Genomic DNA, 23069 nt, shown 5'->3' on the forward strand with positions numbered 1-23069 from the left:
CCCTCCTCACGCCGCGGCTGCCGGCCCGCAGCCTTCGGCCTTCAGGACCCGCTTGGTGGAGGCCGGATATTTTGCGAGCAGTGCCGCAGGCCGGACCGGGCGGCGCACGAACTCGCCGCCGCAGTTCGGACAGGCACCGCCAAGAACACCCGTCACGCAATCGGTGCAGAAGGTGCATTCGAACGTGCAGATCATCGCCTCCGGGCTTTCCGGCGGCAGGTCGCGGTCGCAGCATTCGCAGTTCGGTCGAAGGTCCAGCATGATCTCACCTGATCGGTTCGTGCACGGTCACGAGCTTCGTGCCGTCGGGGAAGGTCGCCTCGACTTGAATGTCGTGGATCATCTCGGGAATGCCCTCCATCACCTGGTTGCGCGCCAGCACGTGGGCACCTGCTTCCATCAGCTCGGCAACCGCCCGGCCGTCACGCGCACCCTCGACGACGAAATCGGTAATCAACGCGATCGCCTCGGGATGGTTGAGCTTCACGCCGCGTTCCAGCCGCTTGCGCGCCACGATCGCGGCCATGGCGATCAGCAGTTTGTCCTTTTCGCGGGGAGTCAGGTTCATGGATGGTCCATCGCTTGATTCACGTCGTACGATATTAAACAGGGGAATTGCGCGCATGACATACGTAAAACAGGAACCCGGCTCGAAACCGCAGGGGGTCAGAGGGTCCACACTTTCGGTACGCCCGCGCCGCCACGCAGGTGCGAAATGATCGGGATCAGCTTTTTGCGAAGCGCGAACCCATCGGGCGCAACGAGGCGCAGAACGAGCTTGTCCTGCCAATGGCTGGCACCGCCCTCCCCGTCCACCAGCAGCCGGCGCAGCGGCTCCAGATGCGCCTCTGCTGCAGCGCCACAGAAGAGCACGGTGGCGAAGGCACGAGCACCGGCCAATGTCGCCCTTTGGTCCGCCAGCGCGGCAATCCCGCCGGCCAGCGCGGTTTCCTCCGCATGGATCAGCCGGCCGGCGCGGCGGATGCGCCAGCGGTCCCGGAAAACCCCGGCCTCCATACGCTCGCCCATCGCCTTGCGACCGAGCAGAATGGCCTCGACCGCAAGGAACGTGGCGTCTTCGGCAAGATCCACCTCCAGCCGGCGGCCGAGTGCCGCCTGATCAAAGAGAATGGTCTCCTGCGGCAGCCAGTCGACTCGCGCACCGGCACCGACAGCAATGCGGGTCTCCACACTCGCAGTGGACGCATGTGCCTTGTAGGCCCGTTCACAGGCCTGCGTGGTCGCCGTCAGGCGCGTTCCGGCGCGAGCCTCCAGCTCCCAGAGGACACGGTCCCCGCCGGTGAGCCCACCTGCCGTGTTGATCAACACCGCTTCCATCGTTCCGTCGAAGGTCTTGGGCAGGCGGATCTTGGCGCAGCCCTCCTGGAAGAGCACGTCGAGCCGCGTGCCGGCGGCAGAAGCCTTCGCAGCCAGTCGCCCGTGCCCGCGTGCGCGTTGAAGGCGCTGGGAAGGAACCTCCCCTTCAAGACCAGATGGCGGTTCTGCATAAATGTTCATGGGTTTCGATACCGGAGTTGGGACACTCTTTGGTGCAGGTTTCACCAGGACGCCTCGACACGCAAGCCCCAACCGTGTGCCCACCATCATCGCAGAGCCCCGCCGGCGACAAAAAAGCCCGGCACGAAGGCCGGGCTCAAGCTCAAGCGGCCGGGCGACGTGCAATGCGCCGCCCGTTCCGTCAGAACGACTACTCGTTCTGAATGTAGGTGTACTTGCCGTCTTCACCCTTCTTCCAGGTGTACATGACGTAGTCCGGACGGGTGATGTCGCCCTTTTCGTCGAAGCCGAGTTCGCCGATCGCGGTCTGGAACGGACCCTTGGACTTGATGGCTTCGGCAACGGCCTGCGCGTCGGTACCGCCGGCAGCCTTGGCGCCTTCAGCGATGACCTGAACGGCAGCATAGGCATAGAGCGTGTAGGCTTCCGGCTCGAAGCCGGCAGCGCGGAACTTCTCGACGAGGTCCTTGGCGGCCGGGTTCTTGCGCGGATCGGGCGCAAAGGTCATCAGCGTGCCGTCGACGGCATCGCCGGCGATGGAAGCCAGTTCGTTCGAAACGATGCCGTCGCCCGAGATGAAGGTGGCCTTCAGGCCCTGGTCTGCGGACTGGCGCTCGATGAGGCCGAACTCGGTGTGCAGGCCGCCCCAATAGACGACCGAAACGCCGGCTTCCTTCATCTTGGCGATGAGTGCGGAGAAGTCCTTGTCGCCGACATTGACGCCTTCATAGATGGCTTCGGTGACGCCGGCTTCGTTCATCGACTTCTTGGTCTCGTCGGCAAGACCCTGGCCATACGGCGTCTTGTCGTGCAGGACGGCGACCTTGGCGTCCTTGAAGTTGGCAGCAACGAAGGAACCGGCAACAGCACCCTGCTGGTCGTCACGGCCGCAGGTACGGAAGGTGTTCCACAGGCCACGCTCGGTGTAGGTCGGGTTGGTGGATGCCGGCGAGATCTGCAGGACGCCGTTTTCCGCATAGATTTCCGAAGCCGGGATGGAAACGCCCGAGTTGAAGTGACCAACCACGAACTTCACGCCATCAGCGACGAACTTGTTGGCGACCGAAACGCCCTGCTTCGGGTCGGAAACGTCGTCGCCAAGCACGATCTTGACCTGCTCGCCATTGATGCCACCGGCTGCATTGAGATCGGCAGCGGCCTGCTCGGCACCCTTCTGCAGCTGCGCGCCGAAGGCGGCGTTCGGACCGGTCAGCGGGCCGCCGACGCCGATCAGGATGTCGGCCCAGGCGCTGCCGCTGAAGGCGACCATTGCAGCCAAAGCAACAGCCGACATGAGAGACTTCTTCATATTGTTACTCCCAAATTTAAAGCGGGCTTGTTTCAACCGGTCGCAACACCCGCATCATTGCGCCGATATCGTTATGCCGCGACCGAAAACCGGCCGCGGGCTTCCCTCTGGTTATTTCGCTTTCCAGGAAAAGGGCGATGCCTTTTCATAGAGCCAGTAATAGTTATTGGTCATCTGCCGCGTGCGATAGTAGCGGTAACCCAGCGTAGCAAACAACAAAAGCACGACCGTGTCCACGACATAGTATTGCACCGTGAGCATGGTGCCGTGGAACAGCGCATGGTGAACGAAGCGGATCGCCGCACCGAGCAGAAGCACGTAAATCACCAGCGTGGCGTAGCTCTGCCAGTTCTCGGCGACGCTCTTGCCGGTACGCCAGGCCGTCCAGCCGCCCATGATGACGGTGATGAACAGGAACTGCCAGATCGACGGTTCTTCGTAGAGAATTCCCTGCATAATACATACTCCCCTTACAGGGCCGCGCGTCCCGCAGGATATGCGCCAGCCGCCGTAAATCCTAGGATCGGCGCAGGATCCATGCGGGTCCTGCGCGGGACCACCCTCAGTGCCGGCCGCCTTCGAGATAGGCGGCGCGCACTTCCGGATTGGCCAGAAGTTCCTTGCCCGAACCGCTCATCGTCACCTGACCGTTGACCATCACATAGGCCCGGTCGGAGAGTTTGAGAGCGGCGAAGGCGTTCTGCTCGACGAGGAACACCGTGAGGCCCTCGTTCTGGTTGAGCTTCTTGATCGCGTCGAAGATGCCCTTGACGATCAGCGGGGCAAGACCGAGCGAGGGCTCGTCGAGAAGCAGGAGCTTCGGACGCGCCATCAGCGCACGACCGATGGAGAGCATCTGCTGCTCGCCGCCCGAAAGCGTGCCGCCGCGCTGGGCCTGACGCTCCTTGAGCCGCGGGAAGAGCGTGAAGATCTTTTCCACGTCCTCGTTGAAATACTTCAGATTGTCGAGGCTCGCGCCCATCTGGAGATTTTCATAGACCGTCATGCGCGGGAAGATGCGGCGCCCTTCCGGCGACTGGGCGATACGACGACGGGCGACCAGATGCGTCGGCAGACGGGTGATGTCCTCGCCGTCGAACGTGACGGTGCCGGCGCGGGCCTGCGGGCTGCCGCAGATCGTCATCATCAGGGTCGACTTGCCGGCGCCGTTCGCACCGATGAGCGAGACGATCTCGCCCTTCTTGACCTCGACATCGACGCCGGCGAGTGCGCGGATATTGCCGTAGTAGGTTTCCACGCCTTTGACGCTGAGAAGCGTATCGCTCATTCCTGCGATCCTCCCTGCGTGCCCTCGATCACCTCGATTTGCTCGATCACCTCTTCGACCTCATCATCTTCGACACCGAGATAGGCCGCGATAACCTTCGGATCGTTCTTCACATGGTCCGGCGTGCCGTCGGAGATCTTCTGCCCATATTCGAGCACGACCACATGGTCGGAAATCTCCATGACAACGGACATGTCGTGCTCGATGAGCAGGATCGACGTGCCGCTGTCGTTGCGGATCGAGCGCAGGAGTTCGTTGAGCGCCAGCGATTCGCGCGGGTTGAGGCCTGCGGCCGGCTCGTCGAGGCACAGGAACTCCGGCCCCGTGCACATGGCGCGGGCGATTTCCAGACGCCGCTGCGCGCCGTAGGGCAGATCGCCCGCCGGGTCGTCGGCACGCTCGATGAGATTCGCCTTTTCCAGCCAGTACTTTGCGACATCGATCGATTCGCCGGCAGCCTTCTTGTAGGCGGGCATGCCGAGTAGGCCGAGGATCGTATAGCCGGAGGCCTTCATCAGCATGTTGTGCTGGGCGACGAGCAGGTTCTCCAGAACCGTCAGGCCGGAAAACAGCCGGATGTTCTGGAAGGTGCGCGCCACCTTGGCATCGCGGTTGACCTCGAAGTCGGTCATGCGCTCCAGCAGGAACTGCTTGCCGCCCTTCTGGCACATGGTGATCATGCCCATGGTCGGCTTGTAGAAGCCCGTCACGCAGTTGAACACCGTGGTCTTGCCGGCACCGTTGGGGCCGATGAGCGCCGTGATGTCGCCGCGGTAGGCCTCGAAGGAGAGGTCGTTGATGGCCATGAGACCACCGAAGCGCATCGACAGATGCTCTACTTTCAGGATGGGATCTTTCGTCATCGTATTCGTTCCGGGCGCCATCAGCCGTGCCCTTCCTTGGTAAAGCTGCCGGAGACCGCCTTGCGCTCCTTGAGGAACGCGGTCGGCTCACGGCTTCCGACGAAGCCGCGCGGCTTCCAGACCATGACGACGACCATGGCGAGGCCGAAGATCAGCATGCGGTAGAGTTCCGGCGTGAAGTCAGGTCCGAAAATGGACTTGAGGAACGTCATCTCGCGCAGGAGCTCCGTACCGCCGACCATGACCGCCGCGGCAATGGCGATACCGACGAGCGAGCCCATGCCGCCGAGAACGACGATGGCAAGGATGATCGCCGATTCGAGGAAGACGAAGCTTTCCGGCGACACGAAGCCCTGGCGCACAGCGAAGAAGGAGCCGGCAAAACCGCCGAACATCGCGCCGATGGAGAAAGCCGTCAGCTTGGTCGTCACCGTGTTGATGCCGAGCGAACGGCAGGCGATCTCGTCTTCACGCAACGCTTCCCAGGCTCTGCCGATCGGCATGCGGCGCAGGCGGATCGTCACGTAGGCGGTGAGCAGGGCCAGCGCCAGGATGAGATAGAAGAGGAAGATCTTGTAATAGGCCGAGGACATCGGCAGACCGAAGGCCTTGGCGAAGTTGTTCGGCGCGCTGACGTCGAACGACCAGATACCGAAGACCGAAGCCTTGGGAATGCCCGACACGCCGAAGGTGCCGCGGGTCACTTCCGTCCAGTTGATGAGCACGAGACGGATGATTTCCCCGAAGGCCAGCGTCACGATGGCAAGGTAGTCACCCTTCAGGCGCAGCACCGGGAAGCCGAGGATCATGCCCCAGAAGGCCGCAAGGATGCCGGCGAGCGGGAGCAGGATCCAGAAAGAGAAGCCGAACTGCTGAGACAGCAGCGCGTAGGAATAGGCACCGACCGCATAGAAGGCGACATAACCGAGGTCGAGCAGGCCGGCGAGACCGACGACGATGTTCAGGCCCCAGGCGAGCATCACGTAGATGAGGATCTGGATACCGAAATTGTCGACCCACTTCAGCGAGCCCTGCACGCCGAAGAGCATGACCATCAGCGGCGGATAGATGAGCAGCGCAACGATGGCGATCTTGCTGAAGTTGCGCTTGAAGAAGCTCTCCTCGCCTTCCGCCGGCTTGGCCGAAGCGGCCGCCTTGCGGGCCGCGGCCCAGGGACGCAGATAGGCGACGGAGAGGAAGCGGCCGACGGCAGCGACGACCACGAAGATCGCAAGCAGCCCCCAGCGCTGGTTCAGCACAAGCTCGTTGCGGATGTTCTGCGTGGTCTCGAGACCGACGAAGAGGACGAAGAGGCCGAGTGCGACGAGACCGGCAAAAAAGCCCTCGCGCAGAGCCTGCGCCGTCAGGTTCCCGCCGGCGCGCTCATGAGTGTTCGAAATGTTGGACATGGATCAAACCTTCTCGACTTCCGGTCGTCCGAGAATACCGGACGGCTTGAAGATCAGGACGATGGCGAGGATGGAGAACGTCGCGACGTCCTTGTAGTCGATGGTGAAGTAGGCGGACCACAGGCTCTCGATGAGGCCGATGAGCAGACCGCCGAGCACGGCGCCCGGAAGCGAGCCGATACCGCCGAGAACCGCAGCCGTGAAGGCCTTGACGCCCGGAATGAAGCCGTCGGTGAAGACGGTCACGCCGTAATACATCAGGTACATGGTACCGGCGACGGCAGCAAGCGAGGCGCCCATGATGAAGGTCACGGAAATCGTCCGGTCGACATCGATGCCGAGCAGGGCCGCCATCTTGCGATCCTGTTCCGTCGCGCGCTGGGCACGCCCGAGCGAGGTCTTGTTGACGATGTACCAGAAGGTCGCCAGCAGGATGACCGTCAGCACCATGATGATCAGCTGCTTCAGCGAGATCGAGATGCCGAAGACGTTGTAGACCGACGACACCATTGGCGGGATCGGCTTGTTGCGCGGACCCTGCGTGACCTGGATGAAGTTCGACAGCGCGATCGACATGCCGATTGCGGTGATCAGCGGCGCCAGGCGGAACGAGCCGCGCAACGGCCGGTAGGCCACCTTTTCGATCGTCCAGTTCCACAGCGATGCCGTCAGCATGGCCGCAGCGATCATGACCAGCAAAAGTATGACGACCGGAAGGCCGACAAACACGCTGGTGAGGACGAGAAAGACGATGAGAGCGGCAAATCCGCCAAGCATGAAGATATCGCCATGGGCGAAGTTGATCATGCCGATGATGCCGTAAACCATGGTGTAGCCGATGGCTATCAAACCATAAATAGATCCAAGCGTCAGCCCGTTGACGAGCTGCTGGACAAAGTATTCCATTTGCTATCCCCCGGATGCGGTTCCTGAGGGCCGCATCTCTTGTTCTTGTCTGCTCTTTTTCCGAGCTTGTTTGACAGTCCGGATTCCATACCGCTTTCAATACAAAAGGGAAGCCCAAAAAGCCCGGATCGACAATTTCTTTAGCAAGAACGGTTAAATGGCGCGTTTGACGCCAGGAAAACCAAAATTTCGGCACGAAGCGCGGCGCTTTTGCCCAAAAAGATGCACGAAAGTCGCAAACGGCGCTGTGCCGATCTGGCACGACGCCATGTAAGCGAGAGCAAATCAGCCGCGCATACGCGCGCCGGATGGGTCGAACAGCGGTTCGGGCTGCAGGCGCGCCGGCAGCATCTCGCCCAGAAGCTCGATCGACCAGCCGGATTCGACATCGGCGATCTCCTTCGGCACATAGCCGACCGCGACCGAGAGGCCGGCAGCATGCGCATAGCCCCCCGAAGTGACCCAGCCGCGCACCGCACCATCCAGATAGATGGGCTCGTCGCCGATCACATCGGCATCCTTCGCCGCAAGGACGAAGGTACGCAAGCGGAGCGCACCGCCCGCTTCCCGCTCAGCCCGTACCGCGTCCTTGCCGATGAACTCCGCCGCCTTGCCCGTGGCCACGAATCGCTCCAGCCCGGCCTCCGCCGGGCCGTAGAGCGGGCGATACTCGCGCGACCAGCTGCCGTAGGATTTTTCGAGGCGCAGGGCGTTCAGCGCCCTTAGGCCGAACAGGCGGATGCCGAACTCGGCCCCGGCTTCGAGGATGAGATCGTAGAGATAGCGCTGGTATTGCGGCTTCATCCAGATCTCGTACCCGAGATCGCCGGTATAGCTGACGCGCCCGACGACAGCCGGCGCCATGCCGAGATCCATCCGGCGCACCGCCATGAAGGGAAACGCCGCGTTTGAAACATCCCGATGCGTCAGCTTTGCCAGCACATCGCGCGCCCGTGGCCCGGCAATGGCAAGGCCGACAAGCGAGAGGTTCAGCGCCTCCAGCGTGACGGAGCCATCCCGCGGCAGGTGCGTCTCGAACCAGCGCATATGGTAGTCTTCGGCGATCCCCGAACCGATCAGCAGAAAATCCCCCTCGCCGAGCTTGGCAAGCGTGAAGTCGCCGATTAGCTTCCCGTCATCCTTCAGCATGGGCGCAAGCGCCATGCGTCCGGTTTCCGGCAGGCGGCAGGCGAGCAGCCGGTCGAGCCAGGTCGCCGCCCCCCTCCCCTTCACTACATATTTCGCAAAGCCCGAGGTCTCCATCAGGCCGACGCTCTCGCGCACGGCACGGGCTTCCGCGCCGACGGTCTCGAAATCCGTCGAGCGGCGCCAGGAGAACCGGTCCTCCACGCCGGCAGGCGCGAACCACAGCGGCTGCTCCAGGCCATAGGATGCCCCGAAGACGGCACCGGCCGCCTTGAGCCTGTCATAGATCGGCGTCGTCTGCAGCGGCCGGCCGGCCGGCAGCTCCTCGTTCGGATAGCGGATCGAGAAGCGGCGCGAATAGTTTTCCCGTACCTTGGCATTGGTATAGGCGAGCGTGGCATAGTCACCGTAGCGCGCGACATCCATGGCAAAGACATCGAAGCCGGGATCGCCGTTGATCATCCAGTTGGCGAGCGCCAGCCCGACGCCTCCGCCCTGGCTGAAGCCGGCCATGACGGCGCAGGCCGACCAGAAGTTCGTCATGCCGCGCACGGGCCCGACGAGCGGATTGCCATCGGGCGAGAAGGTAAAAGGTCCGTTGATGATCTTCTTGATGCCGGCCTTGTTGAAGGCCGGGAAGTGCCGGAAGCCGACCTCCAGCTCCGGGGTGATTCGCGCGATGTCCTCTTCCAGCAGCTCGTGGCCGAAATCCCACGGCGTGGTGAGCGGCGACCAAGGCCGACAGGCCTTTTCATAGGTGCCCATCAGCATCCCGTTGCGCTCCTGGCGGAGATAGATCTCTCCGTCGAAGTCGACGCAATGCATCAGCTCCTTGCCGGTGGTCCGGTTGAACTCGATGACCTCGGGCATGTCCTCGGTGATGAGATACATGTGCTCCATGGCAAGCACGGGCAGTTCGAGGCCGACCATGCGGCCGATCTCACGCGCCCAGAGCCCGCCGCAATTGACCACATGCTCGGCAACGATCTCGCCCTTGTCCGTGATGACGCGCCAGCTGCCGTCCTCGCGCTGCACGAGATCTTCCACCTTGGTATGCAGATAGATCTCGGCGCCGTTCTTCTTTGCGGACTTCGCATAGGCGTGTGTCGTGCCATAGGGATCGAGATGGCCCTCGACGGGATCGAAGACCGCACCGACAAACTGGTCCGGATCAAGCAGCGGCATCAGCTCATGCGCCTCCTTCGGCGTGAGGAGATGCGCATCGAGGCCCATGTAACGGCCCTTGGCGAGGATCGACTTCATCCAGTCGAAGCGATCCTTGGTCGATGCCAGCATCATGCCCGAGGTCATGTGCAGGCCGATGTCCTGGCCGGAATAGTCCTGGATCTCCTTGTAGAGCTCCACCGTGTACTTCTGCAGCTTTGCGACGTTCGGATCACCGTTGATCGTGTGCATGCCGCCGGCTGCGTGCCAGGTCGAGCCGGAGGTCAGCTCCGAACGCTCGACGAGCACGACATCGGTCCAGCCGAATTTCGTGAGGTGGTAAAGGACGGAGCAGCCGACAACGCCGCCCCCGATAACGACGACCCTTGCATGGCTCTTCATGAAAACTCCGGTTTTTCCGGGTTGAAGGGAATTCAATGCGGCGCGAATGCAGCCTATTGGGTTCCCCCGACGCCCGGCAAGCCCGAGGTGCGAAGTGCCATGTCGCTCCGGATGTTTTTGTCAGCGCGTGGCGAAATCGACGGAGAGATCGTGACTGCGCGCCATGACCTTGAGATCGGCGACCAGTGCCTCGGCAAAGCTGCGCATCACCACGAGATCAAAACGATCGGCACCGGTGCGGGCGAGATTGACCGAGAGATGGTTGCACAGCACGTTCGCAGCGCGCCCGACGGCGAAGGCCTCCGGATGAAGGTCGACAGCGATACCGTTCGCAAGGATGCGTGCCGCATCGGGGCCGGACAGGGTAAGCGCCACGCGGCCATGGCTCTGGTCGACCACGAAGGCGAAGGCACCGAGCCGGACGGACAGTTCGGCAGCCAGCGTTTCCGGCGCATGCACCTCCGACAGCACCAGCCATTCGCCCGGGCCGCAGAAGCGGGCCTCGAACGCACCGTCGGCGACGAGGATGCCGGCCGCTTCGGCACCGTGGCCGCGTGCCGCCAGCACCACGGCGATGGCCGTGGCACGGTGCACGGCAAGATGGTTGGTCCGCTCGCCGGGGACGGCGCCGATCGTGCCGTCCAGCGCGTGTACTGCCTGATACTCGTAAGCCATGGTCTTACCTCACGCCGTCAGCTTTCGGTTTTCCGAATCGACGAAGACCGGATCGCAGACTTCGGCAAATGTCTCCACACCGCGCAGCTGGTCCCAGACGACGATCTTCTCGCCGTAGCGCTCGCGCCCTGATTTCAGGAAGGCAAGCGCGATATGCGTGCCGAGCGTCGGTGAGAAGCAGACGGAGCTAACCCAGCCCTGGTCGTTGATCGTCGAAGGCTTGGCACCGTCCTTGAGAAGATGCGCGCCGGCGCGCATGTCCTTGTCCGCCTCCAGTGCCTTCAAGCCAACGAGCTGGGCGCGGTCGGCGGCGGTCAGGCCGAAGCGGGTGGAGAGCCGCTTGCCGATGAAATCCGGCTTGCCGGTGCCCATCATGCGGCCGAGGCCCGCATCGTCGGGCGTCACGCGACCGTCGAGCTCGGCATGGGTGACATGGCCCTTCTCGATGCGCAGCACGTTCAGCGCCTCGACACCATAGGCGCAGAGGCCGTGCGGTGCGCCCACCCGCATCAGCGCGTCGGCCACCGCTTCGCCATAGCTTGCCGGCACCGCCAGCTCATAGGCAAGCTCGCCGGAAAAGGAGATGCGGAAGAGCCGTGCCTTCAGATTGCCCTTCAGCCGCACCTCACGCGCGGCGAGGAACGGGAAGGCTGCATCGGAAAGATCGTCCTCGACGACGGCCTGCAGGATCGTACGCGCCTTCGGCCCGGCAATCGACATCTGCGCCCATTGGTCGGAGACCGACAGGAAGCGAACGCGAAGCTCCGGCCAGAGGGCCTGTGCGGCAAACTCCATATGCGAAAGCACGCCCGCGGCCATGGCCGTGGTGGTCGTCACCAGGAAATGCTCTTCGGCCAGCCGACTCACCGTGCCATCGTCATAGACCATACCGTCCTCGCGCAGCATCAGCCCGTAGCGAGCCTTGCCGACGGGAAGCTTGAGCACGGGATTGCAATAAAGCCGGTTCAGGAACTCGGCGGCATCCGGGCCGAAGACCTCGATCTTGCCGAGCGTCGAGACATCGCAGAGGCCGGCATGCTCGCGCACGGTCCGGACCTCGCGATCGACGCTTTCCCGCCAGGTCTTTTCCCCAGCCTTCGGAAACCAGGAAGAGCGATACCAGAGGCCGGCATCGATGAAGACTGCACCGTGCCGGGTCGCCCAGCCATGCAGCGGCGAGCGGCGGGCGGGCATCGCATGTTCATCACGCGCGGGACCGGCGAGCGCGCCGAAGGAGACGGGCGTATAGAACGGCCGGAAGGTGGTGGTGCCCACCTCGGCGGGACTGACGCCGCGCATCGTGGCCAGGATGCCGATGGCGTTGATGTTGCCGAGCTTGCCCTGGTCCGTCGCCATGCCGCTCGTCGTGTAGCGCTTGGCATGCTCGACATGGCCGAAGCCTTCGCGAAGGGCAAGACCGAGATCCTTGCCGTGCACGTCGTTCTGGAAGTCGACGAAGGCCTTCGACTTGGCGCCCGGCACATGCCAGAGCGCCGTGAAAGATGGATCGATCTCCTCGCCGACGACGGGACGCTCGAAGCCGGCAACAGGGCGGCCAAACATTTCCACGACGGCGGCCGCCTTGCGCGCACCGTCCTCGAAACATTCGGACAACCGATAGTGCCCCGCCGCGGCACCGGCCATGACGAGGCCGTCGCCCGCGTCCGGCGCCAGGAACGCCTGCAGGGCCTGCGACCAGACCGGCTTGCCGCCGCGCTGGCAGGCAAGGTGGATGACCGGGCTCCAGCCTCCGGACATGGCCAGGGCGTCGCAGGGGATCAATTCCTCGAAGCCGCCGCGATCAGCAACCACGGCGCGGAGACGCTTGCTCCCCTTCGTATCGACGATGCTGCCGCCACGCATGACCCGCACACCATCGGGCGCTCGGTCCGCAGCCTCCGTGCGGCTGTCGATGAGCACCTCAACCGGCACACCCTGCGCGGAAAGGTCTGCAGCCGTGCGGTAGCCGGACGAGCCGTTGGTGAAGATCGCCACCGACCGGCCGGCGGCGACGCCGAACCGGTTGGCATAGGTGCTGGCGGCACTCGCCATCATTATGCCGGGCCGGTCATTGCCGCCGAAGACCAGCGGCCGCTCCTCCGCACCGGTGGCGAGGATCGCGTGCTTCGCCACGATGCGCCACAGGCGCTCGACCGGCCTTGCCGCGTCGATCGTCGCGCTGTGCTTCTGCACCCGCTCGACGGCACCGAAAACATTGTCGTCATACCAGCCAAAGACCGTGGTCCTGGACAACAGCGTAACGCCAGGATGCCCCTGCAATTCGTCGATCGCGTGCCGGGCAAAGACGAACGACGCCTCACCGTCAAGCCTGGTCGTTTCCGAAAGCAGCGCCCCGCCGAGGGCGAAATCCTGCTCGGCAAGGATCACACGCAGCCCCGAGCGGGCGGCGACCAGCGCCGCGGCGAGCCCCGCCGGGCCAGAGCCGACGACGAGAAGGTCGCAATGCGCCCAGCTCTTCTCGTAGGCATCGGGATCACGCGGAAGGTCCGTGCGGCCAAGGCCGGCGGCGCGGCGGATCAGAGGTTCGTAAACCTTTTCCCAGAAGACGGCCGGCCACATGAAGGTCTTGTAGTAGAAGCCGGCGGACAGGAAACGCGACAGGCGGTCGTTCACCGCGCCGATATCGAAGGCGAGGCTCGGCCAGCGATTCTGGCTGGTGGCCGCAAGGCCGTCATAGAGCTCGGCGACCGTTGCCTTCGTGTTCGGATCGCGCCGCGCGCCCGTACCGATGGTGACCAGCGCATTCGGCTCCGACGGCCCGGCCGTCACGATGCCGCGCGGGCGATGGTACTTGAAGCTGCGGCCGACAAGCAGCCGGTCGTTGGCCAAAAGCGCCGAGGCGAGCGTATCGCCGGCATGGCCCGAAAGGTTCGCCCCGTCGAAGGTGAAGCCGATGGTGTTGCTGCGGTCGATGAGGCCGCCGGAGGCGAGGCGATAGGCGGTCATTGCGCGCCTCCCTGCGCCGTGGCGGCATCCGTCACGGAAAACACCTCGTGGGTAAAGTTGTCCCGTTCCACCACCAGCCAGCGCCGGCAGCCGGCGGCATGCTGCCAATGTTCGCGGATACGCCCGCGTGGATTGGTGCGGACATGAACATAATCGTGCCACGCCTCGTCCGAAGCCATCGGCGCCGGGCGGGCCGGGGTCGCATCGCCGCGGATCGAAAACTCTTCCTTGGGGCGCACCCCGCAATGAGGACAGGAAATCAGGCTCGCCATGGCATCCTCAATGCAGGTTCGGCTGGGTGCCCGCACCCGCCTCGTCGATGGGGAAACCGCGCTCGAAACGATCGAGCCTGAGCGCGCGCGCCACATGGTGGCTCTCCCCCTTGGCGATGAGATGCGCAAAGCAGAAGCCGGAGGCCGGCGTCGCCTTGAAACCGCCGTAGCACCAGCCGCAGTTGAGATAGAGATTGTCGATCGGCGTGCGATCGATGATCGGCGAGCCATCCATCGACATGTCCATGACGCCGCCCCAGGCACGCAGCACCCGCACGCGGGATAGGCCGGGGATCATCGTCACCCCCTCCTCCATGACATGTTCGGCGGTCGCAAGGTTGCCGCGCTGGGCATAGGAGGAATAACCGTCGATCTCCGCGCCGAAGACGAGGCCGCCCTTGTCGGACTGCGAGATGTAGAAGTGCCCTGCGCCATAGGTGATGACGTGGTCGATGCAGGGCTTCAGCCCCTCGGTGACGAAGGCCTGCAGAACGTGACTCTCGATCGGCAGCTTCAGCCCGGCCATTTCACCGACGCGCGAGGTGTTGCCGGCGGCGGCGAGCGCCAGCCTGTTGCAGCCGATGAAGCCCTTCGTCGTCTCGACGCCGGTGACGATACCGTTTTCCCTGCGGATGCCGGTCACCTCGCAGTTCTGGATGAGATCGACGCCGAGCCGGTCCGCGCCGCGTGCAAAACCCCAGGCGACAGCATCGTGCCGGGCCGTGCCGGCGCGCCGCTGCAGAAGGCCGCCGATGATCGGAAAGCGGGCGTGGTCGAAGTTGAGGAAGGGCAGCATCTTCTTCAGCGTCTCGCGATCGAGCTGCTCGGCCGCCACGCCCTCCATCATCATGGCGTTGCCGCGCCGGACATAGTGATCGCGCTGGCCGTCATTGTGGTAAAGGCTGATAATGCCGCGCTGCGACAGCATGACATTATAGTTCAGCTCCCGCTCCAGCCCCTCCCACAGTTTCAGCGAGAACTCATAGAACGGCTCGTTGCCGGGCAGCATATAGTTGGAGCGCACGATGGTCGTGTTGCGTCCGACATTGCCGGAGCCGAGATAGCCCTTCTCCACCACGGCGATGTTGCGGATGCCGAACTCGCGGGCAAGATAGTAAGCCGTCGCAAGACCATGCCCGCCGCCACCGACGATAATCACGTCGTAGTGGGGCTTGGGTTGTGGCTCCCGCCAGGTGGGCTTCCAGCCGAGGTTGCCGGCAAAGGCTTGTTTGAAGATCGAAAGGGCGGAGTAGCGCATGCGAAATCCTGCATCAGTCGCCCCACATTCGCATATGCAGCACAAACGGCAAGGCCGGCGTCATCTTGTCGCATCCGGGATCCGGGACTGTCCACATGCTGCTATCGAGGCCGGAAAGACGGCGCATTTGCTTTCAGGCCGTCCCGCAGCTATGGCATCAGCAGGAAAGCCGGACCGGAACCATGCAGGCAGACAGGATGGAATTGAGGCAAGTCTTGGAAAGCGCGGCACTGGCCGCAGGCAGCGCCATCATGGCCATCCACAAGGCCGGGGCCGATGTCCAGTACAAGGCGGACCAGTCGCCGGTGACCATGGCCGACGAGGAGGCCGAACGGCTGATTCTCGCCGCACTCGCACAGCATTTTCCGGAGATTCCCGTCGTCGCCGAAGAGGCTGTGGCCGCTGGCCGCGTGCCGGATGTTTCGGGCGGCGTCTTCTTCCTGGTCGATCCGCTGGACGGCACCAAGGAGTTCATTGCCGGGCGCAGTGAATTCACCGTCAACATCGCGCTCATCCGCGATCGGGCGCCGGTCGCCGGCATCGTCTATGCGCCCGCGCTCTCGACCGGCTTTATCGCCGACGGCGAGCGGGCGGAACGCTTCGAAGTCGATGGCGAGGGCACGATTTCCAGGCGCCAGTCCATCGGCTGCCGCAAATGCGGCAACGCGCTGACCGCGGTCGCCAGCCGGTCGCATGCCACGCCCGAAACGGCCCGCTTTCTCGACGACCACGGTATCGACGCCTGCACGGCGATCGGTTCCTCGCTGAAATTCTGCCTCGTCGCCGAGGGGCTCGCCGACGTCTATCCCCGCTTCGGCCGCACCATGGAATGGGACACGGCCGCGGGTGACGCGGTGCTGCGTGCAGCCGGCGGGCACACCCGCACGCTTGACGGCGCACCCCTGCTCTACGGCAAGATCCAGCAGGCGAACGACGCGGATTTTGCCAATCCGGACTTCATCGCCGCAAGTGCCGACTGGAGCGGCGGGCCGGCGGCGACCACAAAATAACCAGATTGCTCGAAGAGGAATGCGCGCCGACCGGAGGGGGTGGATTTTCCGCTCCCGTTCGTCTTGCGGGCGGCGTTGGCGACCACCGGGCCGCCGCGGCATTTTTATTGTCTGTAAAGGCAATTTCGAATAAGTTGCGGCGACAAGCATTTAGGCGACGCCCCCGTTTGCTGTTGGAAAGAGTGAGCCGACGTGAAAGATGAGAAAGCGCCCCTCGTGGCGGAAACCCCGACCCACGTCGCCGACAACACGAGCAGCCTGCTTGAAATCGCCAAGCAGCGGGCCCGCCAGCGCGCAACAGAACAGAAGGTCGTGAAGATCAAGCAGGGCGCAGCAAAGCGTCCGGTCAATCCGGCCATCGATGACGACGAGAATCTTGGATCGCGGGCGGAAATACGCGCGCGCAAGCCCGCCGACCTCGTCAGTTCCGTCCTGACCCTGCCCGCAATCCCCAAGCAGAAGCGACAGCTTCCCTGGCCGATCATTTCCTTCCTGCTGGCCGCGGTCCTGCCGACGATCCTGACGGGCCTCTACTATCTCTTCCTCGCCAGCCCGCAATACGTGGTCGAGACCCAGTTCTCGGTGCGCGGCTCGAACTCGTCCTCGCTCAACGCCCTCGGCCTGACCGCGCTTGTCGGAAACAGCGCGCAGTCGGGCGATTCCTACGTGGTTGCCGACTACATCCAGTCCTCGCAGATCCTGCCTGACATCCGCGAGCAGACCGGCGTCGACATCCGCACCGTTTATTCCCGTCCGAGCATCGACTTCCTCTATCGCGAGAACGAGAGCCGTCCGCTCGACGAGTTCCGCGATTATTGGCGCGACATGGTCAATGTCAGCTACAATTCCACGACCGGCAACGTGACGATGCGCGTCTTCGCCTTCTCGCCGTCGGACGCGAAGAAGGTGGCCGACGCGGTCCTCACCGTCTCGGAAAACCTGGTCAACACGCTTTCGGAAAAGTCGCGCCGGCAGTTCGTCGAGGTCGCCAACCAGCAGGTCGCACGCTCGGAAGAGCGGCTGCGCAACATCCGTGGGCAGATCACAGACCTGCGCATTTCCGAACAGGCCGTCGATCCGACAGCGGTTGCGACGATGGAAGCCACGATCATCAGTTCGCTCGAACAGGAACTCGCTTCTTTGCGCACCCGCTACAAGGCGCTGGTCGATTCGGTCAGCAAGGATGCGCCGTCCGCCCGCGTCATCGAGCGGCAGATCATCGCCCTGGAAGAGCAGCTGATCGAGCAGAAGAAGCGCATCAGCGGCGATGGCGCCAACGACGACAGCAGCAACAAGACAACACGCAGCGGCCTGGATGCCGGCCGGGCCCTGCCCGAAATGATCGACCGCTTCACCGAGCTCAGCGTCGAGCAGGAGTTCGCCGTCAAGGCTTATACGACCTCGCTTGCCGCACTGGAAGCAGCCATGCAGGAAGCGCAGAAGCAGGAGCGTTACTTCGCCGTCTACGTGCAGCCGCGCGAGCCGGAAATTGCCCTCTATCCGCTGGGTGCTATCAACACGCTCATCATGCTCGCCGCGGCGTCGTGCCTCTGGCTGATCGGTTACTTCGCCTTCCGGTCCGTGAAGGATCATGCGATCTGATCGCGATGAGGAGAGAGTGGCGGAATGGCTCTGCTCGCTGAAAAACCCCTAAGCTATGCCCTGCGCGAAAACGCGCGGGTGATTGCTGCGCTGGTCGTTCGCAGCGCCGTGACGCGCTTCGGGGAAAGCCGGCTGGGTTTCATCTGGATCCTGGCCGAGCCCGCCGCCTATGTCGGCATCTTCCTCCTCATCCACACACAGCTGAAGGCACATGTGCCCTTCGGCGACAATGCGTTGTTGTTCATCCTGGCCGGTGTCTTCGGCTTCCGCATGACGCGCGGCATCTCGCGCAAGACGGAACGCGCCATCATGAGCAACCAGCCGATGCTGACCTACCCGCTGGTCAGGCCGCTCGATACGCTGGTGGCGACCTTCCTGCTGGAAACGACGATCTGGATGATCATCTGCGCCGTGTTCATGGGCGGGCTCGCCATTTCGCTCGACCGGGACGTCATCGTCTATCCCGGCGAATTTGCCGAGGGTATGGCAGCGATCCTCTACTTCGCCTTCTCCTTCGCAGCGTTTAACGCAACGATGAGCGCGCTCGTACCGCGCTACGACACCTTCCTCAGCATGCTGAGCATGCCGCTGATGCTGATGTCCGGTGTCTTCTTCATGCCCGCGGAAATGCCGCCGGGCTTCCAGGCCGTGCTGTGGTGGAACCCGTTCCTGCACTGCGTCGAATGGTTCCGCACGTCGACCTATCTCGATTACCACGCGCTGCTGAGCAAGCCCTACCTGCTCGGGCTTTCGACCGCGCTGCTCACATCCGCGCTCGTGCTGGAGCGCCTGTTCCGCCGAAAGATCATAGACTGATGATCATCTTCGACAATGTCAGCAAGGCCTTCCCTCGCCCGGGCGGCGGCAAGAAGGTCATCCTCGACCGGTTCACGGCGGCGTTCCGCCCCGGCACCAATGTCGGCATCCTCGGCCGCAACGGCGCCGGCAAGTCGACGCTGATGAGCCTGATCTCCGGCGCGGACATGCCCGATTCGGGGCGCATCCTGCGCGAAGGCAAGATTTCCTGGCCGCTGGGTTTTCGCGGCGGCGTGCACAGCAAGCTGACGGGCGCGCAGAACACCCGCTTCATCGCCGATATCTACGGCAAGAACCGCACCAAGGTTCTGGATTTCGTCGCCGACTTTTCCGAGCTCGGCCCCTATCTCGATATGCCCGTGAAAACCTATTCCGCCGGCATGAAGGCACGCCTTTCCTTCGGCATCTGCATGGCGATCGGCTTCGAATATTACCTGATCGACGAGGTGATCGCCGTCGGCGACTCCACCTTCAAGAAGAAATGCAAGGACGTCTTCGACGAGCGGCGCGAGAACGCCACCCTGCTTCTCGTCTCCCACTCCTCCGGCCTCCTGCGCTCGTTCTGCGACATCGGCGGCGTGATGAACAATGGCCAGCTCACCTTCTACAACGACATCGAGGAAGCGATCGAGGTGCATGAAGAGATCCTTCGCACTTCCGCCAGCCAGCGCCGTTCGGCCTGATTTCCGAAACAAGAAAAAAGCGCCCCGCAACCATGTTGGGGACGCTCAGCTTTCCTGAAAACCTCGGGGCGGAGGTCCCGGCCACCGTCTACTGCGATTGGGCCAGCAGGGGCATGACGTTGGACGCCTCGGGCAGTTCCACCACCCGGCCTGCCGCATCAACCGCCCGCAGCTTCTCGAGCAGCGAATTCACCGCAACCTCGATGCCCTCATAGGCATAGTAGTCACCGGGGTGCAGGCATTCCTGCGCGATCCAGTTCAGGTAGTCGCGCCGCTGCGCCACCGGCGCCACGTGGCCGGATGACCAGAAACTGTCCAGCTCGATACCCTTGTTGACGCAGAAGGCGAGCGCGGGATGCCGGTAGAAGGCCTGGCCGAGAACGGCAAGCGGAATGCCGTGCTGCAATGCCGACAGGCCGGACGTGCTGTTGATCGTCACCATGCCCGCCGCATGCCGCGTCATCAGGCCCAGCGAACCGCTGTCGAGGATGTGGATACGATCCGAGACGTTGTTGAGCACGCCGACCTGGCGGATGAACTGCTTGTCCTGGCTGTGTCCCCGCTCCATCGGATGGATCTTGAACACCAGCTGGTGCGTCGGTGGCGCGTTTCGCGCAAAGGAGACGATGCTCTTCAGGATGAGCTTCTGGTTGTTCCAGCCGCTTGCCGCCGCGCCGAGCTGGCTGTCGTCATGCACCTGCAGCGGCACGATGTAATATTTCTTGTCGTGGTGCTCAAGCAGCCGCTCCATCGTGCGGTAATTGCTGCCGAGATTGCGGAACTTCCGGTAGTAGTTCTTGATCCAGTAGAATGCCTCGGGCGCGAGAGACCGCTTGTGCTTGTGGAAAAGCTTGCGTTCGCTCAGCGTCGAAAAGACGCCGCGCACCGAAAAATAGGTGAAGGCATAGGTTGCCATGGCACCGAAGGACGACGGGAAGTTCGTCCCGCGTGTGCGTTCGCGACGCTTTTCGTCATCCTTGTCGGAAGGTAGAAGACCCGCGATCGGCGAGCGCCAGTTGTTGCCGCCAACCTCCATCGTGACGAAGCCGGGGCGGATATACCCTTCCTCAAGGCTGAGCACGGGAATGTTGAGCGTGGCGCATTGCTCGATGGCGATCTTGTGGATCTCGCGCTCGCAGCCGAACAGCACGACATGATCGAAGCCATGCTCGCCGACGATCTCGGTAAACCAGTCCCGCCAGACATCGGCCGTTCCGGAGAAATGCAGGCTCTTGCCACCGCGGGCGAACAACCGGTCTCCGGCGTTGAAACAGACACGCCAGGCATCGAAACCGCTGTCATTGAGCAGCGCCTGAGCCTTGCGGAAGAAGGGACCGACCGGGCCCTGCAGGAAGAGAACGCGCGGTGCGCTCTTGGAAGGGAACCGCTTGGAGAGCTTTCGGCGCAACGCCAGATTGATCAGCCGCGATCCACGCGCTCCAGCGACGCCCTCTGCGTCGGAGCGACCCGCCTTCAAATCGGTATCATGCTGTACGCTCATGACAGGTCGGCTCAACTCAAATTATGCTGCTGGATGGAATGGTATTCGCACAAAGGCGCCGTTTTAGCAACCGCATCTGCCATGCTCCCCGATTTTCTCGCCGATCCCCCGGCATACAGACAACTGCTGCGTACAAGACGGCGACTCGGATGTGTTCCCACGTTTCTGACCGTCTTTTACCGCAACCGCGAGTCGCGAAGCAACACCCCCACGCGGTTGATCTGTTGCGCCGCACACAAAAAGAGCTTCCGCCCGACTCCGGGCGATTTCATGGCGGCACCCGAAATTTCTTCAACCAAATCCTCCGGACGGCACGGCAAACCACTGAGAGGATGGATATAAAGCGGGTATCGGACAAGGCTTTCAGCCACCAGGACCTCAAGATCGATACGGCGCAAGCGGCGGGGAATGGGCAAGCGATCGTCGGTCAGGCCCCAGCCTGCATAGAATGGCGCCCCATGGACGCCGACCGCCTTGCCGCGCAGGAGCGCCTCGAAGCCGGCCAGCGAGGTCATCGTCTCGACCCGGTCCGCCCAGCCGATCCATTGCAGGATATCGCCGCTGCGAGCGATGAGATCGGCCTCCTGCGGCTCGGCGCCACCATCACGCACGCCAGAAACCACATCCGGATGCGCCTTGTAGACGATGAAGGCATCGGGAAACAGGGCCCGAACCGCGCGCACGAGGTCGGCATTGGAGCGCACCACGGGCGAGCCGTAGCGGATGGACGCATCCTTCTCCACCTGCCCCGGCACAAGGATTTTCACCCGCCCTTCGGCAACCGCCGGCAGGTCGGCCGCCGTGCCGAGATTGTATTTGGAGACACCGCGCTGCACCAGCAGGCCTATGAGGTCGCTCGCCCGCCGCCGAAGATCCTCGTCGACCGTACCATGCGCGATCAGCGCCTCCAGCCGGCTTTCTCCCCGTGCATCATAGTAGACATGTTCCCCGTCGATCGCGATGGAGGATGGCATGGTGAGATTCACCCCCAGCCCGCGGGACCGGATGAAGCCATCCTCAAGCCGCATTGCCGATACATCGGCCGGCAGCGCCACATCGCTTCCCCACAGCGCGACGACACCGTCTGCCGCCTTCGCTGCGGCAACCGCCGCGTCGATCGAGCGGGCATGGATCGGGTCACCCGCCATGCCCTTCAGGAAAGGCGCCATGGCCCTGCGCTTCCAGGGCGAGAAGCCGGCCGTAAAGACCTTGCGCCCGATGCGCGCGCGCTGGTCGCGCACCGTGATCGCCTGCTCGACCGCCCGCTCCGGGGCACAGGGCTGGCGCGTGTGCAGGTCGAGATAATGCGAATAGTCGATGTAGGCTGCGTGGAAGACCTGTTCGAGCGAGGCGGACGGACGGACGGGCGACAGCTGGCCATGATCGACCGTGAGGCCGCGACCGGAATAGTAGGTGGTGCCGAAACAATGGACAGGCCGCTCCGCCACCAACGCCTCGAAACCGAGCTGGCTTGACACCGTGTAGACGCTGTCGGCTTCCTCCAGCAGGGGCCAGGGGTTCATGCGCGGGGGCACGACGATCTCGACACCCAGCGCACTTGCCGCCTGCCGCAAGAGGCTGCGGTCGCCTGCCGCCGGATGGGTACGCACGACCAGGGTCTTTCCCGGGTGATGGGCCGCCGCATGCTCCAGCATGGCGCGGAAACTCGCGGCACTCGCCCCTGCCCCGGCAATGGAGGCATCGCCGGCCACCTGATCGACGAGCAGGACAAAGGGCCGCCCTTGCGGCACACCGGCAGCTGCCGGCGTCAGCACTGGACTGTTGTTGTATTTCGACAGGCGCGCAGCGCGCAGCTGCGCCATCAGCCGGCTCGCTCGCGCCAGCGCAGCGGCATCGGTCACCGGCTGCGACAGCAACCGTTCGAGGCCACTCGGATGGAGCACATCGAAATAGATGCCCTCCCGGTCGACCACATAGGAATGGCTGGGCTCCCCGCGCCCCGCTGCAAAGCCGCGCAGGAAGCCATCCTCAAGGGTGATGGCCTCTTTGCCGGCGCGTGCCGCAAGCCGCACCGCGCGCAGGCCGGACGACCGGCGTCCCCAGCCGACGAACCCGTCGATCCGCCCGGGCAGGGCAAAGGGCCATGCAACGATCTCCGCATCGAGCAGGCGTGCGATATCTGCCCGCTGCTGCCAGAGGCCGAAGGAAAGAAGCGCATAGGTTTTGCGTGCCTTGCCGGCCATGCAGTCCTCGAAAGCCATTCCGGCTAATCTGCGGAGCGCGCGAGGCCGGCGACCCCGGCAATGCCGGAGCGCCGCA

Annotated in this window: 20 protein-coding genes; 4 read left to right on the forward strand and 16 right to left on the reverse strand. The window is 63.6% G+C overall.

The window, feature by feature from the left end:
- Nucleotides 1–6: 6 nt before the first annotated feature.
- From K0P03_RS14090 to K0P03_RS14155, 14 genes are all read right to left on the reverse strand, one after another.
- A complete protein-coding gene (locus tag K0P03_RS14090) occupies nt 7–261 on the reverse strand; it encodes a DUF1272 domain-containing protein (protein WP_023514119.1) in 255 nt (84 codons plus the stop codon).
- Nucleotides 262–265: 4 nt separating this feature from the next.
- The gene (locus tag K0P03_RS14095; protein WP_023514118.1) at nt 266–568 is read right to left on the reverse strand and encodes an urease subunit gamma; all 303 of its coding nucleotides are present in this window, start codon (nt 566–568) and stop codon (nt 266–268) included.
- Nucleotides 569–666: 98 nt separating this feature from the next.
- Complete coding sequence (locus tag K0P03_RS14100; protein ID WP_272789905.1) at nt 667–1518, reverse strand: urease accessory protein UreD; 852 nt, start codon at nt 1516–1518, stop codon at nt 667–669.
- A 190-nt stretch (nt 1519–1708) separates the two neighbouring features.
- Nucleotides 1709–2827, reverse strand: coding sequence for a branched-chain amino acid ABC transporter substrate-binding protein (locus K0P03_RS14105; RefSeq protein ID WP_023514116.1), 1119 nt, complete (start codon nt 2825–2827; stop codon nt 1709–1711).
- Nucleotides 2828–2938: 111 nt separating this feature from the next.
- The gene (locus tag K0P03_RS14110; protein WP_024270836.1) at nt 2939–3283 is read right to left on the reverse strand and encodes a DUF6867 family protein; all 345 of its coding nucleotides are present in this window, start codon (nt 3281–3283) and stop codon (nt 2939–2941) included.
- 106 nt (nt 3284–3389) lie between these two features.
- Nucleotides 3390–4115: an ABC transporter ATP-binding protein gene (locus K0P03_RS14115; protein WP_272789906.1), complete on the reverse strand. Its 726-nt coding sequence runs from the start codon at nt 4113–4115 to the stop codon at nt 3390–3392.
- Nucleotides 4112–4999 (reverse strand): ABC transporter ATP-binding protein, encoded by an 888-nt coding sequence (locus tag K0P03_RS14120; protein ID WP_024270834.1) that lies wholly within the window; start codon nt 4997–4999, stop codon nt 4112–4114. The genes K0P03_RS14115 and K0P03_RS14120 overlap by 4 nt, the downstream gene beginning before the upstream one ends.
- A complete protein-coding gene (gene livM / locus K0P03_RS14125; RefSeq protein ID WP_050744072.1) occupies nt 4999–6387 on the reverse strand; it encodes a high-affinity branched-chain amino acid ABC transporter permease LivM in 1389 nt (462 codons plus the stop codon). The genes K0P03_RS14120 and livM overlap by 1 nt, the downstream gene beginning before the upstream one ends.
- Before the next feature lie 3 nt (nt 6388–6390).
- On the reverse strand, nt 6391–7293 hold the full coding sequence (locus K0P03_RS14130) for a branched-chain amino acid ABC transporter permease (RefSeq protein WP_024270832.1): 903 nt from the start codon (nt 7291–7293) through the stop codon (nt 6391–6393).
- Between the two features lie 285 nt (nt 7294–7578).
- Nucleotides 7579–10005 carry a GcvT family protein gene (locus K0P03_RS14135; protein ID WP_272789907.1) on the reverse strand — a complete coding sequence of 809 codons (2427 nt, stop codon included), beginning with the start codon at nt 10003–10005 and terminating at the stop codon, nt 7579–7581.
- Nucleotides 10006–10125: 120 nt separating this feature from the next.
- On the reverse strand, nt 10126–10680 hold the full coding sequence (locus tag K0P03_RS14140; RefSeq protein WP_130514157.1) for a sarcosine oxidase subunit gamma: 555 nt from the start codon (nt 10678–10680) through the stop codon (nt 10126–10128).
- Between the two features lie 9 nt (nt 10681–10689).
- Nucleotides 10690–13647: a sarcosine oxidase subunit alpha family protein gene (locus tag K0P03_RS14145; RefSeq protein ID WP_272789908.1), complete on the reverse strand. Its 2958-nt coding sequence runs from the start codon at nt 13645–13647 to the stop codon at nt 10690–10692.
- Complete coding sequence (locus K0P03_RS14150) at nt 13644–13919, reverse strand: sarcosine oxidase subunit delta (protein ID WP_050744068.1); 276 nt, start codon at nt 13917–13919, stop codon at nt 13644–13646. Before K0P03_RS14150 ends, K0P03_RS14145 begins: the two co-directional genes overlap by 4 nt.
- Before the next feature lie 7 nt (nt 13920–13926).
- Nucleotides 13927–15177 (reverse strand): sarcosine oxidase subunit beta family protein, encoded by a 1251-nt coding sequence (locus K0P03_RS14155; RefSeq protein WP_272789909.1) that lies wholly within the window; start codon nt 15175–15177, stop codon nt 13927–13929.
- A gap of 203 nt (nt 15178–15380) precedes the next feature.
- On the opposite strand from K0P03_RS14155, the gene cysQ reads away from it, so the two are divergent.
- From cysQ to K0P03_RS14175, 4 genes are all read left to right on the forward strand, one after another.
- Complete coding sequence (gene cysQ / locus K0P03_RS14160; RefSeq protein WP_050744221.1) at nt 15381–16187, forward strand: 3'(2'),5'-bisphosphate nucleotidase CysQ; 807 nt, start codon at nt 15381–15383, stop codon at nt 16185–16187.
- A 192-nt stretch (nt 16188–16379) separates the two neighbouring features.
- A complete protein-coding gene (locus tag K0P03_RS14165) occupies nt 16380–17789 on the forward strand; it encodes a hypothetical protein (RefSeq protein WP_272789910.1) in 1410 nt (469 codons plus the stop codon).
- Between the two features lie 24 nt (nt 17790–17813).
- Nucleotides 17814–18605 carry an ABC transporter permease gene (locus tag K0P03_RS14170; RefSeq protein ID WP_023517035.1) on the forward strand — a complete coding sequence of 264 codons (792 nt, stop codon included), beginning with the start codon at nt 17814–17816 and terminating at the stop codon, nt 18603–18605.
- Entirely contained in the window at nt 18605–19288 is a 684-nt protein-coding gene (locus K0P03_RS14175; RefSeq protein WP_024270830.1) for an ABC transporter ATP-binding protein, read from the forward strand. Before K0P03_RS14170 ends, K0P03_RS14175 begins: the two co-directional genes overlap by 1 nt.
- 88 nt (nt 19289–19376) lie before the next feature.
- Here K0P03_RS14175 and K0P03_RS14180 read toward each other — a convergent pair whose 3' ends face one another.
- Both K0P03_RS14180 and K0P03_RS14185 read right to left on the reverse strand, forming a co-directional pair.
- Nucleotides 19377–20789, reverse strand: coding sequence for a capsule biosynthesis protein (locus K0P03_RS14180; RefSeq protein ID WP_272789911.1), 1413 nt, complete (start codon nt 20787–20789; stop codon nt 19377–19379).
- 176 nt (nt 20790–20965) lie between these two features.
- Entirely contained in the window at nt 20966–23011 is a 2046-nt protein-coding gene (locus K0P03_RS14185; RefSeq protein WP_272789912.1) for a capsular polysaccharide biosynthesis protein, read from the reverse strand.
- Between the last annotated feature and the right edge of the window lie 58 nt (nt 23012–23069).

The organism is Shinella sp. HY16, from assembly GCF_028534175.1.
Taxonomy (GTDB): Bacteria; Pseudomonadota; Alphaproteobacteria; order Rhizobiales; family Rhizobiaceae; genus Shinella.